This window comes from Thermostichus sp. MS-CIW-34 (genome assembly GCF_054060435.1).
Genome location: NZ_JBSSDE010000033.1, coordinates 1 through 15,578 on the forward strand (window position 1 = coordinate 1; position 15,578 = coordinate 15,578).

General features: G+C 57.8%; 16 protein-coding genes. 11 read left to right on the plus strand and 5 right to left on the minus strand.

The features are described from left to right. Positions 1-573, plus strand: a 573-nt coding sequence (locus ACVWYY_RS11040; protein ID WP_457403549.1) for an RNA-guided endonuclease TnpB family protein, incomplete at its 5' end; no start/stop codon positions are given. Between the two features lies 1 nt (position 574). On the opposite strand, the gene ACVWYY_RS11045 is transcribed toward ACVWYY_RS11040, so the two are convergent. Then, complete coding sequence (locus tag ACVWYY_RS11045; protein WP_457403548.1) at positions 575-757, minus strand: DUF3285 domain-containing protein; 183 nt, start codon at positions 755-757, stop codon at positions 575-577. A gap of 168 nt (positions 758-925) precedes the next feature. Here ACVWYY_RS11045 and ACVWYY_RS11050 point away from each other — a divergent pair, with 168 nt between their 5' ends. Beyond that, positions 926-1,576: an ABC transporter ATP-binding protein gene (locus tag ACVWYY_RS11050; protein WP_011433492.1), complete on the plus strand. Its 651-nt coding sequence runs from the start codon at positions 926-928 to the stop codon at positions 1,574-1,576. On the opposite strand, the gene ACVWYY_RS11055 is transcribed toward ACVWYY_RS11050, so the two are convergent. Further along, positions 1,567-2,691, minus strand: coding sequence for a murein hydrolase activator EnvC family protein (locus ACVWYY_RS11055; protein WP_414329593.1), 1,125 nt, complete (start codon positions 2,689-2,691; stop codon positions 1,567-1,569). The genes ACVWYY_RS11050 and ACVWYY_RS11055 overlap by 10 nt on opposite strands. Before the next feature lie 686 nt (positions 2,692-3,377). Between ACVWYY_RS11055 and eda the strand changes: the two genes are divergently transcribed. From eda to ACVWYY_RS11070, 3 genes are read left to right on the plus strand one after another with little or no spacing between them, the layout of a single operon-like run. Further along, on the plus strand, positions 3,378-4,091 hold the full coding sequence (eda, locus tag ACVWYY_RS11060; RefSeq protein WP_457440548.1) for a bifunctional 4-hydroxy-2-oxoglutarate aldolase/2-dehydro-3-deoxy-phosphogluconate aldolase: 714 nt from the start codon (positions 3,378-3,380) through the stop codon (positions 4,089-4,091). A gap of 25 nt (positions 4,092-4,116) precedes the next feature. Beyond that, a complete protein-coding gene (gene ybeY, locus ACVWYY_RS11065; protein WP_414352127.1) occupies positions 4,117-4,608 on the plus strand; it encodes an rRNA maturation RNase YbeY in 492 nt (163 codons plus the stop codon). Next, entirely contained in the window at positions 4,592-5,149 is a 558-nt protein-coding gene (locus ACVWYY_RS11070) for a diacylglycerol kinase family protein (protein WP_457440551.1), read from the plus strand. Before ybeY ends, ACVWYY_RS11070 begins: the two co-directional genes overlap by 17 nt. Positions 5,150-5,173: 24 nt before the next feature. On the opposite strand, the gene thrB is transcribed toward ACVWYY_RS11070, so the two are convergent. Beyond that, entirely contained in the window at positions 5,174-6,100 is a 927-nt protein-coding gene (thrB, locus tag ACVWYY_RS11075) for a homoserine kinase (RefSeq protein WP_011433497.1), read from the minus strand. Positions 6,101-6,415: 315 nt separating this feature from the next. Between thrB and ACVWYY_RS11080 the strand changes: the two genes are divergently transcribed. The 3 genes from ACVWYY_RS11080 (at position 6,416) to ACVWYY_RS11090 (ending at position 9,779) form a co-directional block, all read left to right on the plus strand. Then, on the plus strand, positions 6,416-7,651 hold the full coding sequence (locus tag ACVWYY_RS11080; RefSeq protein ID WP_457440553.1) for an anion transporter: 1,236 nt from the start codon (positions 6,416-6,418) through the stop codon (positions 7,649-7,651). A gap of 70 nt (positions 7,652-7,721) precedes the next feature. Then, positions 7,722-8,957 carry an RNA-guided endonuclease InsQ/TnpB family protein gene (locus tag ACVWYY_RS11085; protein ID WP_457440555.1) on the plus strand — a complete coding sequence of 412 codons (1,236 nt, stop codon included), beginning with the start codon at positions 7,722-7,724 and terminating at the stop codon, positions 8,955-8,957. A gap of 93 nt (positions 8,958-9,050) precedes the next feature. Continuing rightward, positions 9,051-9,779 (plus strand): SDR family oxidoreductase, encoded by a 729-nt coding sequence (locus ACVWYY_RS11090; protein WP_011433499.1) that lies wholly within the window; start codon positions 9,051-9,053, stop codon positions 9,777-9,779. A gap of 9 nt (positions 9,780-9,788) precedes the next feature. On the opposite strand, the gene ACVWYY_RS11095 is transcribed toward ACVWYY_RS11090, so the two are convergent. Then, positions 9,789-10,280, minus strand: coding sequence for a hypothetical protein (locus ACVWYY_RS11095; protein WP_457440557.1), 492 nt, complete (start codon positions 10,278-10,280; stop codon positions 9,789-9,791). A gap of 335 nt (positions 10,281-10,615) precedes the next feature. On the opposite strand from ACVWYY_RS11095, the gene ACVWYY_RS11100 reads away from it, so the two are divergent. The 3 genes from ACVWYY_RS11100 to ACVWYY_RS11110 all read left to right on the plus strand — a co-directional run bounded on the left by ACVWYY_RS11100 (position 10,616) and on the right by ACVWYY_RS11110 (position 13,677). Beyond that, positions 10,616-11,752, plus strand: coding sequence for a citrate synthase (locus tag ACVWYY_RS11100; protein ID WP_414330694.1), 1,137 nt, complete (start codon positions 10,616-10,618; stop codon positions 11,750-11,752). A gap of 79 nt (positions 11,753-11,831) precedes the next feature. Further along, the gene (locus tag ACVWYY_RS11105; RefSeq protein ID WP_457440575.1) at positions 11,832-12,887 is read left to right on the plus strand and encodes a permease; all 1,056 of its coding nucleotides are present in this window, start codon (positions 11,832-11,834) and stop codon (positions 12,885-12,887) included. Between the two features lie 355 nt (positions 12,888-13,242). Continuing rightward, complete coding sequence (locus ACVWYY_RS11110; RefSeq protein ID WP_011433505.1) at positions 13,243-13,677, plus strand: DUF29 domain-containing protein; 435 nt, start codon at positions 13,243-13,245, stop codon at positions 13,675-13,677. Positions 13,678-13,812: 135 nt separating this feature from the next. Here ACVWYY_RS11110 and ACVWYY_RS11115 read toward each other — a convergent pair whose 3' ends face one another. Further along, the gene (locus ACVWYY_RS11115; RefSeq protein ID WP_457440559.1) at positions 13,813-15,180 is read right to left on the minus strand and encodes an FAD-binding oxidoreductase; all 1,368 of its coding nucleotides are present in this window, start codon (positions 15,178-15,180) and stop codon (positions 13,813-13,815) included. Positions 15,181-15,578 lie beyond the last annotated feature (398 nt).

Sequence of the window (15,578 nt, forward strand, 5' to 3'; positions counted from 1 at the left end):
AGTAAGGGCACACGCAGTTCGCGGCGCAGATGCCGTCAACTGCTGCAACGGCTGTCTGGCAAGGAGAGGCGCTTTCAGGCGTGGGTCAATCATCGAATCTCCAAAGCTATTGTCTCTAGGGCAAAGACCACAAACAGCGCTATTGCCCTGGAAGATCTGACAGGGATCCGGGAAAGGGTCAATCAACAGCCATGCAGCAAAGCCGAGCGGCACAGGGCCAACAGTTGGGCGTTCTACCAGCTCAGGATGTTTGTGGCCTACAAGGCTGCCATCGCCGGAGTGTCTGTAGTACTGGTCCCGCCTGCCTACACGTCGCAGACCTGCCACCGGTGTTTGCATATCCATCCCGACCCTGCGCAATCCTACCGCAATGGGAAGCAGTTTAAGTGTGGGCACTGTGGATGGGAAGGGGATGCGGACTGGAATGGGGCCAACATGATTGCCAAACTTGGGGCTGTCGTAAACCAGCCTAGAGGTCCGTGGTTGGCTTGCCAACTGCAGGGCTACCGTTCGCGCCAGCGGGCCGGAGGCCTTAAGCCCGCCCTGTACTGTGAAGCAGTTAGGGTCGGGTAGTTTACTGAAACAGGTAGGCCAGCCCCACCAGCAAGGCCACTAACCCCACCGCTGTCAGGGTGAAGTGAAGCAGGGAAGTCTTGCCTTTGCGCACCATGTTGCGCATGGCCAGGCGGGTGTAACTCAGCTGGGGGGGGGATCCCGCCCCAACCGAAGGAGAATCTGCAGAAGAAGGCTGCGGCATCAGGATAACCAGAGCGATAATTTACCCTACCTTCAGGCTAGCTTAATCTGCTCCTCCGGATAGAGGTGTTTCCCAAGCTTCGACCTTTCCGCTGAAGAGGGGCCATAGCTGTCGCGCGGGGATCTTCCGGTGCCAAAATAACGACAGCATCCCCCTCTTTTGCCCCCCATGTTGCAAGTTCAGCATCTTTCCTACCATCCGGCAGGCGTTTCCCAGCCCATTCTCAACGATCTTTCCTTTGAGTTGGGCCTGAACCAGTTGGGGCTGATCGTGGGCAAAAGTGGGGCGGGCAAGAGCACCCTGCTGGAGATTTTGGCTGGCTTGGCGCGGCCCACCCAAGGACGGATTACCTGGGGAGGGGCAGAACTTTCCCCCAACCGCTTGCGCAGCATGGCGGGGTTGGTGTTTCAGTTTCCAGAGCGCCACTTTTGCGGCTTGACGGTGCTGGAGGAAATGCGCTTTGGTTATCCAGAGCTACAGAGAAAAGAGATCGAAAACGCCCTCAGACAGGTGGGATTGGAAGGGATCCCTCTACATACCTCCCCAAACCGCCTCAGCGGCGGGCAACAGCGGCGCTTGGCCCTGGCCGTCCAGTTGATCCGTGGCCCGTTTTTGCTGTTGCTGGATGAGCCGACGGCAGGATTGGATTGGTCGGTGCGACGGCAGTTGATCGAGCTGTTGGCTCGGCTAAAGTCCACCTGGACGGTGTTGGTGGTTTCCCACGACCCGGAGGAGCTGTCCTCCATTGCCGATGTGCGGTGGACATTGCAGGCGGGATCCCTGAAGCTGTTGCCGACGGAGGCTTTGCTTCACAGGTAGCGGCGGGGATCCACCGGTTGGCCATTGACGCGCACTTCAAAGTGAACATGGGGCCCGGTGGAGAGGCCGGTGGAGCCGGAAGCAGCAATTGCTTGCCCCCGCTGTACCTGCTGGCCTACCCCAACGGCAACGCGGCTGTTGTGGGCGTACAGGGTGGTGATGCCGCCCCCGTGATTCACAATCACCGTGTAGCCATAGCCGCCGTACCAGCCGGCGTAGATGACGGTGCCCCGGTCGGAGGCTCTCACCGCAGTGCCGGTGGGCACACCAAAATCGATCCCCGCATGAAAGCGGCGACTGCGGTAGATGGGGTGAACCCGCCAGCCAAAGCCGCTGGTGATCGGCCCGCGCACCGGAGCAATGAATCGGCCTGTCCCTTGAACGGGATCCCTGCCCCCCTGCTGTTGGGCCTGCTGGGCGATCAGTTGCTGGATGAGGAGAGTCAACTGTTGGGAATCGGCTTCCAGCCGCCGTTGGGCTGCTTCATAGGCCGCGCGTTCGTTGGCCAAGCGGCTCAACAGCTGCTCTTGGGCGACCGCCTGCTGCTGCAGTTGGTTCTTCTGGGCGGCCAGCTCCTGCAAAATCAAAGAGATCTCGTTGCGCTGCATCTCCAGGGCAATGCGCTGTTGATCCACCTCCTTGGCCATTGCTTGCAGCTCTTGGATCAACTGCCGATCCGCCTCGATCAACAGTTGCAGTTGGTGGCGGCGGTCAAAAAACTCGTTTAAGTCACGGCTGGTGAGCAGCAAAGCCCACCAATGTTCGGCCCCCTGTCGCTGCATGTAGCGCAAACGGGCAGCCGTGCCCTGTTGCTGCCGTCTCAGGCGGTCTTCCAGCTCCTGTAGCTCCTTTTGAGCTTGCTCCAGCGCTTTCTGGGCTTGTTCCAGACGATACTGATTGTCGCGAAGGCTGGATTCGGTCTGTCGAATGTTTTGCTGCAGGGATCCCATGCGGCGGCGGGCTTCTTCTTCTGCTTGGCGCAGTTCTCCCAAGCGGCGCTGAGTGCTCTGGATTTGTTGCTGGATCTGCTGCTGCCGCTGTTGCAATTGGTTGACATTCTGCGCCTGAGACGGGGCAACCCCCCCCAGTCCCCCCAACAGCAAGAGGGTGAGCAATCCGAGCGCTATCCACCCTTTTAGCCTGTGTGCCCCACGACTGAGACTCGTCACTCCTCACACCCTCTGCAACTGACCCATCGACCCTAAGGATACAAAGATCCCCACGGATCTGATCGAGCCTGAGCTGGCTATTTAGGGCTACTCCGAACAGCAACAGAAGAGCCAGACAGTAGCGACTCCACCTCCGGATCCCACAGGCCTGACGGCATGCAACTCAAGCGGCAGCAACCTCAACGGACTAGAAAAACTAGGAAATGACGATAAACTGGCCGCTCACCTGCTGGCAAACCTCACGCTTAGAAGGCCAACCAAAAAGTTGCCTCATACAGACGGGATACCTTGCGGCACCTTTGGTTTGAGGAATCTTCCTCCTCTTCTCTGCTGAGTTCAGCACCGGTTAGGGAGACAACAAGGCCAGAGCAGGAACCAGCAACGCCGTGAAAAGCTGGGAAAAGCAAACACTCCGGCAAAGGCCACGAACGCGCAAACAGTTGCCCCTATAAAACACCGGCTTTGCTTGTTCCTGAGTCATCTGCTAGGCTTTCCCTTGAAAGACAAAGACGTTTAGGCTTTATGGTTTGTCATTATTTCATTGGCAGGCTGACTTTTTCGTTTTTGGATTGCAATTAAACTTAAGCTAAACCCAAGCAACTGCAAAACACTGAGCGGGTATTTTCCTACAGATGGCATTCGAGGATGCTGAGTGCAGTTTCAGAAAAGGGTCACAGCACCCCTGGCTACTCCATCTGTGGCAGCAGCCGCTGATTGCCGTGATCCGCCTCTGGGCCAGCCCAGCCCAAGCTCTCGAGGGATCCATGCTGGCCATCCGGGCCGGGATCCGCCACATTGAAATCACCACGCAAGTTCCCCAATACCTGGAGTTGATTGCCCAACTGCGGCAAGACCACCCGCAGTGTTGGATAGGGGTGGGCACTGTTCTCAATCGACAGATGGCGGAGCAGGCTTGGCAGGCAGGAGCCCAGTTTTGCGTTTGCCCCTTCACCGATGAGCAAGTCATCCGTTGGGGTCGGGAGGTGGGGCTGCCCATCGTGCCCGGTGCCCTCACCCCCGGCGAGATCTGGAGGGCGTGGCAGGCGGGGGCAACGGCAGTAAAGGTGTTTCCGGTGGAGAGCATGGGGGGATCCCGCTACCTGCGCCATCTACAATCGGTGCTGGGATCCCTGCCGTTGATCCCCACCGGGGGAGTCACCTTGGCCAAGGCAGCGGAATACCTGCAAGCAGGGGCCTGGGCAGTGGGCATTGCCGGGGATCTGTTCCCGACAGAGGATTTGGACTCAGGCTGCCATCTGTTGGAGAATCGACTACGACAGGCGCTGCAGCAGCTTGCGGAGCAGAGAAACAAAACCTGGCCCAATCTGGGCAAACCAGTAGAATAAGGGGCGTGGTGTGAGTGAGGCCCGCATGGATGGATTTTTAGATCTCTATCTGCAATTCAACATCCCCAGCCCGGTTGAAGAAGCCACTTGGCGTCATTGGTTCGAGATCTGGCTGAAAGAGCTGGGAGTCCAGGAGCCATGCGAGCTCAGCCTTTGCCTCACTTCCGATGAACACATCCGCCAGCTCAACCGCGAGTTTCGCCATCTCGACGAGCCCACCGATGTGTTGGCCTTTGCCGCGCAGGAGATGTTTGCCCCCTTTGAGATCCAAGACGTAACGGGGGTACGCCTGCTGGGGGATATTGTGATTTCGGTGCCCACCGCCCGCGCACAAGCCAAGGCGCAGGGGCATCGTCTTTCGCAAGAGTTGGCCTGGTTGGCCAGCCACGGGTTGCTCCATCTGCTGGGGTGGGATCACCCGGATGAACTGTCCCTACAGCGCATGTTGCAGCAACAGCGACAGTTGCTTGCCGCCATCCAACTGGATGGGGAGGTGGCCCATGGCCAACAGCCCTAGTCGGTTGCCGGAGCGTTCTCGCCTGGCGGTGTTCCGGCGGCGCGTCCATTCCGGGCCCACCGGTGTAGACCCAGCGCCTATCTCTGAGGCCGATCCCGCAGCAACTGCCGAGCCTTCGGGGATGGATCCCTGGCGACGCCCCCCCTCTTGGCAAGTGGCCGACAACTTGGGCAAAAGTTTTTACTACGCGGGCAAGGGCTTGGTCTATGCCATCTGCACTCAGCGCAACTTCCGCATCCACATGGCGGTGGCGGTGATAGCCTTTGGCCTTGGGCTGGGCCTGCGGCTGAGCGCTGTGGAAATGGCCCTGATCAGCCTGACCAGCGGCTTGGTGATGGCGCTTGAGCTGGTCAATACCGCTCTGGAAGCAGTGGTGGATCTCACCCTGGGCAGCAAGTACCATCTCCTGGCCGAGATCGCCAAAGATTGCGCGGCGGCAGCGGTGTTGATGGCGGCAGTGGCGTCCTTGATGGTGGCGGCTTGGCTATTTCTTCCGCCCTTGGTGTTGCTGCTGCAAGATGGCTTCCCGGCAGCAGGGTAGCTCCCCGACTGGAGAGGGAGTTTCCTATCCAGACGGCTGGGAGTGGATCACCACCCGTCCTCCCTGCCGGTCCAGGTTGAGCAGTTTGGCCTCCGCTTCAATATCCAACTGCGCCCAAGCGCTGACCATCGCGGATCCCACCCGTTCCCGATTCTCGGGAGCACAGAGGGCCAGAAGAGTGGGGCCGGCTCCGCTGATCACCACTCCATAGGCTCCGGCAGCCATGGCTGCAGCTTGAACCGTTTTGAACCCGGTGATCAGCTCCATACGCGCCGGCTGGTGCAGCCGATCCTGCAGGGCCACCTTCAGCCAGTCCACCCGCCCCGACTGCAGGCTGCGGATGAGTAGGCCCAGATGGCTGCTGGAAAAAACTGCATCCGCCAAGCTGACGGATTTGGGCAGGATCTCGCGGGCCGCTTGGGTGGAAAGCTTAAAGTTGGGCACTACGGCCAGGATGCCAATGCTCTCATGCCACTCCACGGGACAGAACACCCATTGCCCCTGCTGTCCCTGCACACAAAGCTGACAACTGCCCTGCAGGGCGGGCACCACATTGTCTGGGTGGCCCTCCAAGGCAATAGCCAGTTGTAGAAGGGTTTCGGGAGCTAAGTTGAGTGCTCCAATGGCATTGGCCCCCAGCAAGCCGCCGACAATGGCGGTGGCAGAACTGCCCAACCCCCGCGCCAGGGGCACGTTGAGGGTAATTTCGATTTCTACCCCCGGCACAGGCTTACTCAGCAACTCAAAGGCGCGGCAAAAAGCCCGGTACACCAGGTTGTCCTTGCTTTGGCTGATGTGGTCGCTGCCGCGGTAGTGGATGCTGAGGCCAGAAGGGATCTCGCGAAAATAGAAGTGATTGTAGAGCTCTAGGGCTGCACCGATGCAGTCGAACCCTGGCCCCAAGTTGGCGGTGGTGGCCGGGACGATCACCTCTACGCGTTCTTTGACCAAGGGGACAACTCCTCAGTGAACGGTGGGTAACTCAATGTTTGCGGGTTAGTGCCTGCGGGCTCCCATTATCCTACGAACGATGGCCAGACCTTGGATATTCTCGCCACCTCTGCTCGGTCTGCAGCTCGCCGAGGCAAACGCGCTGATCCAGCGGAGCTTTTGGACTATCCCGAAAGGTTTCTGACCATGATTGGTTCTTGTGACTTATTTGTGACTTCATTGAGTATCGGGAATGTTGGGCCTGTTTCAACTCCAGCCTTTGCCATTGGCTGAACCCATCAGGGATCCTGAAAGAAGTGCGGGAGGGATCGGGGGGTGCAGGGGCTGTCTTGGTTGGTGTTGGGTTTGAGCTATGTCGGGTTGGGACTGGGATCCCTGCCTAGGTTGCGTATGAACCGGGCCACCATCGCCCTGGTGGGATCCGCCCTGTTGATTGGCTTGGGGACCTTGTCGCTACGGCAGGCTTGGGAAGCCATTGACCCGACCACGATTGTGTTTCTCCTGAGCATGATGGTGGTAAATGCCAGCTTGTCCTATGGGGGGGCTTTTCAGTTGGCTTTGCTGGGCTTGATTCGGGTGAGCCGCAACCCCTTTGGTCTGTTGATCATGCTGGTGTTCGGCAGCGGGCTGCTCTCGGCTTTCCTGCTCAACGACACGCTGGCGCTGGTGTTTACTCCCCTGACTTTGCAGGTCACAACGGTGCTGGGGTTAAACCCGATTCCCTATCTGCTGGGCTTGGCGGCAGCCACCAACCTGGGATCCGTCGCCACCTTGAGCGGCAACCCGCAGAATATCCTGATCGGCTCCTTCTCTGGGATCGGCTATCTGGAGTTTGCTGCCCAGATGACCCCCATTGCCGTGGTGGGGCTGCTGCTGGAAGTGGGGTTGCTGTGGCTGTACTACCCTGAGGTGCGCTCGTTGAAACCCTTTGCCCAGGTGCCTTGGCTGCCGCTGCGGCTCTACCCGCCCCTGTTGCGCAAGAGCGTGGTGATTACGGGGGGGCTGTTTGTGGCCTTTGTAGCCGGACTTCCCTTGGCAGAATCGGCTTTGGTGGCGGCGGCCCTGTTGTTGATTACCCGTAGGCTGAAGCCAGAGCGATTTTTGGAGCAGGTGGACTGGAATCTGCTGGTGATGTTTTCCGGGCTGTTCATCCTAACGCGGGCAACGGGAGAGCTGGTCACTGCTTGGGGGATGGGCTTGGGATCCTTGGCAGAGAGTCTGGCGGGATCCCCTCTTGCCCTGCTGAGCAGTGTGGCCGTTTTGTCCAACCTCATCTCCAATGTGCCGGCGGTGCTGTTGCTGCAGTCGTTCCTGCCCCGACAGGAGACCACCGCTTGGCTGTTGCTGGCTGCTGGCTCCACTTTGGCAGGCAATTTGACACTATTTGGGGCGGTGGCCAATTTGATCACAGTCGAGGCAGCGGCCAAAAAAGGCTACGTGCTCTCGTTTGGAGAACATCTGCGCTTTGGCCTGCCCCTCACTCTGCTGACTTTGGGGTTCAGTGGGTTGTGGCTGTGCCAGCCTTTCCTGTCTTCTCCACCGCTCAGCTAGAAATCGCAGGAGCTCCGCACTGTACCCGTAGGGTCAGTGTCGGGAGGAATGCGGAAGTTATGATAGAACCATGACCCAAGTCCTGACCGTCCCCTGCAAGCTCAAGGTGTCCCAGTCGCAAGCCGCAAAGTTGGATGCGACAATGGATGCCTTTGTGCAGGCGTTGAACTGGGTCAACCAAAACACACCAGAAAAAGTAGTCAACGCAGTCAAACTCCAGTCCCTTTGCTATTACCAGATTCGCGCTCGGTTTGGCTTGTCCAGTAACTTGGCAAGGACTACGTCCCGCTTACGCGACCAGCAGGTCTGCAGACGGCTGGCCGGCGCCCGTAAAGTTGCCCAACAGAAAAACCGCCCCGTCAAAGCGTTCAAGAGAGGCTTTGCGACCTACGATGCCCGTATCTTTTCGTTTCGCGAGAAAGACTGGACGGTGTCGCTGACCACGGTAGAGGGTCGAGAGCGCTTTGAGCTGGCGATTGGCCGCTACCAGAGAGAACGGCTGGCGGGCTCCAATCCCAAATCTGCCACTCTGGTCAAGCGCAAAGATGGTTTCTACTCCATTCAGATCTGTGTGGAAACGGAACCGTGCCCACCGCAACGCACGGGTAGAGTGCTGGGGGTGGACTTGGGGAGGACGGATATTGCCCATACGTCAGAGGGGGATAACTGGAATGGACAGCAGTTGAACCGAATCCGAGACCACTACTCCAAGCTGAGGGCGACACTCCAACGCAAAGCCAGCAAGGGCACCCGCAGTTCGCGGCGCAGATGCAGAGAACTGTTGCAACGGCTGTCTGGCAAGGAGAGGCGCTTTCAGGCGTGGGTCAATCATCGCATCTCCAAAGCTATTGTCTCTAGGGCAAAGGCGACAAATAGCGCTATTGCTCTGGAAGACTTGACAGGGATTCGGGAAAGGGTCAATCAACAGCCACGCAGCAAGACAGAGCGTAGGCGGGCAAATAGTTGGGCGTTTTATCAACTCCGTCAATTTTTGGAGTACAAGGCTCTGCGTGCGGGGGTTGCTCTGATTCTTGTTCCGCCTGCCTACACGTCGCAGACCTGCCACCGGTGTTTGCACATTCATCCCGACCCTGCACAATCCTATCGCAGTGGAAAGAAGTTTAAGTGTGGACACTGTGGATGGGAAGGGGATGCGGATTTGAATGGTGCGAATGTGATTGCGCTTTTGGGGGCTGCTGTAAACCAGCCTAGAGGTTCGGGCTTGTTTTGTTCTCTGGTAGAGCATAACAGGCTCAGGGCTACTGAAAGCCTGCTCCGTACCGCTTTAGCGGTCGGTGTCGGGTAGTTTACATGACCTCTGTCGAGGGATCCAGTGGGGCTGTGACTGGCTTGTCGGGATCCCTGTGTATGATGGGAAAAAGAGTTTAAGAAACGTAACGTGTCTTCTCCGCTATCGCAGGCAGTTATTTTGATCACAGGGGCAACAGGGGGTATCGGCAGCGTCCTGGTGCCCATGCTGGCTCAGGCCGGATCCCATCTGGTGTTGGCCGCTCGGCGAGAAGAGCCCCTGCGAGCTCTGGTGGAGAAATCAGCCTCTTTGGGGGCTGCCTCTGGATTGGGGATCCCCACTGATGTGACGGACTATGCCCAGGTAGAGGCACTGGTCAACCAAACGGTGCAAAAGCATGGGCGCATTGACGTGCTGATTAACCTGGCCGGGGCCGGGATCCTGAAGCCTGCTCCCCAGCTAACCCCCGCAGACCTGGAGCGAATGCTGGCGGTCAACCTGAAGGGCAGCTTCTACACCAGCCAACTGGCTGCCAACCCCATGCGGGAGCAAAAATCCGGCCACATCCTCAATTTTCCCGGCGTCCTTGGACGTTATCCCATGGCGATGGCCTCTGCTTACTGTGCGGCCAAGTTTGGGGTGGTCGGGTTTAGCAAGTGCATGGCCGATGAGCTGAAGCGCTTTGGGGTCAGATTTACGCTGTTTTACTTCGGGGGCATCGACTCACCCTTCTGGGATCCCATCAGCCTGAAGGTGCAACGAGACAAGATGCTCAGCCCTGCCACGGCTGCGGAAGCCATCTGCTTTGCCCTTACAGCGCCCGCTGGTGCTGTACCCAGCGAGATCGTGTTGCAGCCCGAAAGCCATCAGTTCCTCTGACTGGGTTCTTCAGAGCTGTCGATGGGTGTGGGGGTGCTGTTTGATGTTGTCGGCATCCTTCACTTCCACGACCGCATTGAGGATCCGCCGGGGCTCGACGCTGTGATTGAGCCTGAACACCCCCTGTTCTGGAGTGCAGGTTTGGTGCAGGGGGATATGGCGAAACTGGGGCTTGCTGCGATAGGTGCGGGCCGCTGCCTGCACCCGTTCCACGAAGTCTTCTCCCAACAACACCCCTGGCGGGAAAACATCGGCAGGCAAAGTTGGGATCCCGTTGTTCACGATCTCGGCGTAGGTTGTGGCGTAGAGGAGAACATAGGAAGTGCTGCGGCGTTCTTGGGCTAGGCAGTCCAAATCGGCAGCAGGCACCGGCTCGGCCACCAAAACCTCTACCAGGCGACCTTCCTGATCCTGCTGGAAGCAAGTGGCCACTCCCAGCACCACGTACTCCAGTCCTTGCACTGGGCTGGAGCCAAGGTGAGTTTGAGCAGTATCCGACATCGATGCCGATCTCCAAGCGGGGGAGCGAACTTTCACGGCTCCGGCAGGCGCCAAGATCCCTCAAGCCGGGCGCAGTTCTCACCATAGCAACAATTTTTGCGTCGGGCAGCGGGAGCTGTTGCAAGATAGAAGGCGGATCCCAGCCTAGCTCTCTGTGAAGGATGACAGGGGCAGCATTTGGCTACAGGGATCCAAAATTTGCTTTACTGTAGCGAAGCGGGGTCAGTACTGCCCGAGGGGAGCAAGGGGTTGGGTTCCAGGCACCTTTGGCAACCCTTGATTCATCATTTAGGAAGCACTTTAGGTCATTTAGGAAGCACTTTAGGAATCCGACCATGGCGGATGGCGAATACAGACCAGGCTTGGAAGGCGTTCCGGCCACACGCTCCAACATTAGTTTTGTGGATGGCCAGGCGGGGATCCTGGAATATCGGGGCATCCCCATCGAGGAATTGACCGCCCACAGTACCTTTCTGGAGACAGCCTACTTGCTGATCTTTGGCAAGCTGCCGACCCAATCGGAGCTGGACAATTTTGACCAGGCGATCCGCAGTCATCGACGGGTGAAATACCGCATCCGCGACATGATCAAGTCGTTTCCAGAGTCGGGCCACCCGATGGATGCTCTGCAAACCTGTGTGGCGGGCTTGGGGCTGTTTTACCCGCTGCGGGAGATGGATCCCGACTATGTGTTCGGCACCGTCACCCGCTTGCTCTCCAAGCTGCCGACCATGGTGGCCATGTTCCACCAGATGCGACAGGGCAACGATCCCATTCCCCCGGACGATAGTCTGGATCACGCTTCCAACTTTCTGTACATGCTCTCGGGCAAGAAGCCGGATCCCTGGTTGGCCCGCATTTTTGACATCTGCCTGATCCTGCACGCCGAGCACACGGTCAATGCCTCTACGTTTGCCCTTCTGGTGAGCGCTTCCACGCTGGCTAACCCCTACAGCAGCCTGGCCACGGCGGTGGGTACCCTTTCGGGGCTGTTGCACGGGGGGGCCAACCAACAGGTGATGATGCTGCTGCGGCAAATCGGCTCGGTGGAAAATGTGCGCTCGTTTATCGAGGAGAAGCTGGCCAAAAAACAGCGCATCATGGGCATGGGTCACCGAGTCTACAAGGTGAAGGATCCGCGGGCCACTATCCTGCAGCGGCTGGCCGAAGAGCTGTTTGAGCGCTACGGCCACGACAAGTACTACGACATCGCCCTGGAAGTGGAACGGGTGTGCGAGGAGTTGCTGGGGCCGAAGGGGATCTACCCGAATGTGGACTTCTACTCAGGGTTGGTCTACGCCAAGTTGGGGATCCCGGAAGATCTGTTTACACCGGTGTTTGCCATTGCCCGAGCGGCGGGTTGGCTGGCCCATTGGCGGGAGCAGTTGTCCGATAATCGGCTTTTCCGACCCACCCAGGTGTACACAGGTGAACGCCAGCAACGCTATATCCCCATAGAAGAGCGAGGTTGAGAGCCGTTTGACAGGGCGCTGGGCCGAGATCCAAACTCAGTAAGGCCCAAGTCGTGCGTGAGGTGGTGTGTTGAGCCTCTTGGACTCTCCCCTTTGGCGAGACGGATTCACCCTGTTTCTGAGCCTTGTGGTGCAGGCCATGCCATTTCTGCTGCTGGGGGTGTTTCTATCGGGGCTGCTGGCGGTGTTTGTCGAGGGATCCCAGTTGGCCCGTTTCCTGCCCAAAGGCAAAATCGGCAGCGCGGTGGCCGGTGGCGCTTTAGGATTCTTTTTCCCGGTGTGCGAGTGCGGCAACCTGCCGGTGGCCCGTCAACTGGTGATCAAAGGGATCCCACCCCACGTGGCGGTGGCTTTTTTATTGGCGGCGCCGGTGTTTAACCCGGTGGTGATCTTTTCTACTTGGATTGCCTTTCGCTCCATGCCGGAGCTGGTGATCTACCGAGTTCTCTTTTCCTTCGGCATTGCGGTTGTCGTCGGCTTGATCTTCAGCCTGCAAAAGGATTTCCAGCCTCTGTCGCAGCCGTCAGTCTGGCGGGAGCTGCAGCGCAATTGCTCCCAAGAAGCTGATCCGAAGAACATCTCCCGCTCGCCGTTGTTGCGGGGAGGCACCTTCTGGATTGGATCCCAGAGCCCTGCTCAAGGGGCCTCTGGCGGATCCCTGGCCACTTTACAAACGGCTGAAGATGTGTATCGCTCTGCTCTGGCCGCTGCGCCTTCTCCCTCCAGGGGACAAAAAGGAGTTCTCCTGCTGCAGACCTGGGCCAGGGAGATCCGCGAATTGGGATCCGTGCTCATCTTGGGCTCGGCGATGGCGGCCCTGATTCAAACGGTGATCCCGCGTTCGTTTGTGCTGGATTATGGCCAAGATGCATTGCTCTCAATCCTGATCATGATGGCCCTGGCCGGGATCATCTCCATCTGCTCGACGGTGGATGCCTTTTTCGCCCTCTCCTTTGCCGCCACCTTCACGCCGGGATCCCTGTTGGCTTTTATGGTGTTTGGGCCGATAGTAGACTTGAAAGCCATAGGCTTGATGCTCACTCTGTTCAAGCCCCGCGCCATTTTCTACTTCGTGATCTTGGTCTTTCAGCTTACTCTGGTGGGAGCTTTAGCCATCAACTACTATGGCAGTTAAAGCGTTTGTTTGAACCTTTCTCCACAGGGACACCCTCTCCATCCACTCTCCGTCAAATATTCGTCAAATATAGTTGCTTCAGTTTAGGGTAAGACGCCTGGGCTCCTGATCGCGCCAGCGGGACGGAGTCCTTGAAAAGCCTTCCGGCTCGGTGCACTTTAAGTGTGGGTGCAGTGTCCTGCTTTAAATCGAAATGACTATAGAAAGAGTTGCCTGGATAAGGTTTGTCACCAGAGGACTCTGCTCCCAGACGGTTGAGAACTCAGGTGTTACAGGTTTTATTGTAGTAAACTCAAGAAGGACGTAGTCCGGATTTCATAATTATCGCGACCCTATTTTTCAGCAGGACAAAGCTATGAGCAATCTATACTCGACAGACTTTAACTTGTGGATTGACCGAACAACCCGGCTATTGCGGGAAAGGCGCTGGCATGAAATTGACCTAACACACTTAATTGAAGAGGTTGAGAATTTGGGTAAGAGCGAACGACGAGGGATTACCAGTCAATTAACTCGCCTTCTGCTGCATCTGCTCAAGTGGCAATATCAACCTCAGCGACGTTCAGATAGCTGGCTAGATTCCATTACAGATGCGCGAACCCAAATCGGATTGGCCATAGAAGATAGCCCTAGCCTAAAAGGTTATCTGGTAGAGCAACTTGAAGAGAGTTATCAACGGGCGCGCCGCCAAGCAGCCAGGCAAACGGGGATAGAAATCTCGACATTTCCAGATGTCTGTCCCTACTCTCCAGAGTTGGTGCTGGCAGAAGATTGGCTGCCGGAAGTTTGACAAGCATTCGACAGTGGACAGCATTTCCCACAGCACCGACCCCACAGTTCTGGCCTGGTCTTGCCTCACACAGGCAGTCCATTATGCATTAAATACCGACAACATAGATAGACTGAGGCCAATTGCCGCGCTTCCTCAAGCAGAGGCTTGCTTCTGCCAGGTGCGCATCTTGCCCGGATTAAGCAACCCATAGGGATCCACTTCTTCTTTAAAACGAATCTGGCGCGGATCCATCACTTTGCGCCCGCCGTCTTCGATGATGAAAGTGTGGGGGTTGGCAATAAATACTCCCTGCTCTTCGTGGTAGTGCATGATCTCGTTTAGACGCTCTTCGGTGGTAAAGCGGACAATTTGCAGGCCGACAGGGGTAGCTTGCCCGTTGATGCGAATCCACTCCAGGTGCATCAGCACTTCGTCGCCAAAATACTCGTACATGTGCTGCACCAGCCTCAGCTCCCGGTCGGCGGGAAAAGCCGATTGTAAATAGGTAAGGCTGGGATCCACGCTGCGGCAGTGCAAAGTGGTGTGGTTCCAAGAAAATTCCCCCAGCGAGATCCCCTTGCTGGCCTCCTGGGCCGTTTTGTTGTAAACCACTTGGCCCCCATGTTCCCGGACAAGCTCCAACAGCGGCTCCAGGCTGCATTCGGCCACCATCAACAGGGCCACAGCGGATCCCTCTGGCAGATAGCCCCGCAGCGGTGCAAAGTAGCTGGGGATCGGCCAAGCGTGCAGGCTGACCAATTTCTTGATGATCCCATCCGCATCTCCCAGGGCTTGGCCAAAATGGGCACAGGGCATAAAGCCCACTTCAGGGGGAAAGGCCACCACCAGCTCCGCCCAAGGATAAGCAGGCGCCAGCGGGATCTCCACCTCGGTGATGATCCCATTGAGGCCCCAGGCATGGCTTACTTTGAATACCTCATCTCCCCGCAGCTCCAGCACCCGGGGCTCTTCCTCCAGGGTGACCACCCGCAGCCCCAAGATGTTGCCCCGATCCCGCAGTTGGCCGTAAGTCACAGAACCAATGCCACCACTGCCGCCGGCAATGAACCCCCCGATGGTGGCCGTGCGATAGGTAGAAGGAGCCATGCGGATCTCCCAGCCCATCTCCCGGGTGTGTTTGTCGATGGCCATCAACTTGGCCCCCGCCTGCACCCGCGCCAAGCCCGGCTTTGCACAAAGCACCTGGTTGAGCTTGCCCATGTCCAGGATCACACCCCCGGCCAGCGGGATACATTGGCCGTAATTACCGGTACCGGCACCGCGCACCGTAACCGGGATCCGCAGCCTGGCACAGGCCGCTGCCACCCGCATCACCTCGGCCTCATCGGCGGGGCGCACCACCACATCTCCCCGCTTGTCGCTCAGTTGTCGGCTCAGCACGGGGCTGTAGTGGTAAAAATCCAACGACAACTTGGCCACCTGAGCCGGATCAGTGATGATCTCAATACCCTCTAAGTCAGAACGCAAAGCCTGCAGCTTGTCAGGAGCGGCAACGATCATAGGTATCCGTATTTGGGTGCAACGGTTCTTCAGACTGATACATTCACGCTGAACTCTCCTGAACATGGTTCAGGAAAGAAGCGATCGCATCCTGCCTATCTCTGTTCGCGTCAGCGGGACGGAGTCCAAACAGGAAGGCGGTATCCCGCAAAGCCCTGAGGAATACCCCCCGAGCGCTTTCCCCCTTCACTTCCCGGCAACCGTTGCGGTGGACTCAAGGATCAGGGGGAAACTTGGTCTACTATATCCCTCTCAATGACTTTTGCCAAACCGCCTAAAGCTCAGTAAATTCAGCAAAGTTCAGGGTTTTGGGGGTTAGAGGCATGCTCCATCATCGGCAGAAATTGCCTGCAAAAGGGTTTGCCGAGAACAGTATGGGAAGGATCCCTGTCCGGCCA

Bases quoted from the DNA above. Each gene is read 5' to 3' on its own strand.
- ACVWYY_RS11110 (WP_011433505.1), top strand. From the start codon at position 13,243: ATGAGCAATCTATACTCGACAGACTTTAACTTGTGGATTGACCGAACA.
- ACVWYY_RS11115 (WP_457440559.1), bottom strand. From the start codon at position 15,180: ATGATCGTTGCCGCTCCTGACAAGCTGCAGGCTTTGCGTTCTGACTTA.
- ACVWYY_RS11070 (WP_457440551.1), top strand. From the start codon at position 4,592: ATGGCCAACAGCCCTAGTCGGTTGCCGGAGCGTTCTCGCCTGGCGGTG.
- ACVWYY_RS11100 (WP_414330694.1), top strand. From the start codon at position 10,616: ATGGCGGATGGCGAATACAGACCAGGCTTGGAAGGCGTTCCGGCCACA.
- eda (WP_457440548.1), top strand. From the start codon at position 3,378: ATGGCATTCGAGGATGCTGAGTGCAGTTTCAGAAAAGGGTCACAGCAC.
- ACVWYY_RS11045 (WP_457403548.1), bottom strand. From the start codon at position 757: ATGCCGCAGCCTTCTTCTGCAGATTCTCCTTCGGTTGGGGCGGGATCC.
- ybeY (WP_414352127.1), top strand. From the start codon at position 4,117: ATGGATGGATTTTTAGATCTCTATCTGCAATTCAACATCCCCAGCCCG.
- ACVWYY_RS11085 (WP_457440555.1), top strand. From the start codon at position 7,722: ATGACCCAAGTCCTGACCGTCCCCTGCAAGCTCAAGGTGTCCCAGTCG.
- ACVWYY_RS11095 (WP_457440557.1), bottom strand. From the start codon at position 10,280: ATGTCGGATACTGCTCAAACTCACCTTGGCTCCAGCCCAGTGCAAGGA.
- ACVWYY_RS11050 (WP_011433492.1), top strand. From the start codon at position 926: ATGTTGCAAGTTCAGCATCTTTCCTACCATCCGGCAGGCGTTTCCCAG.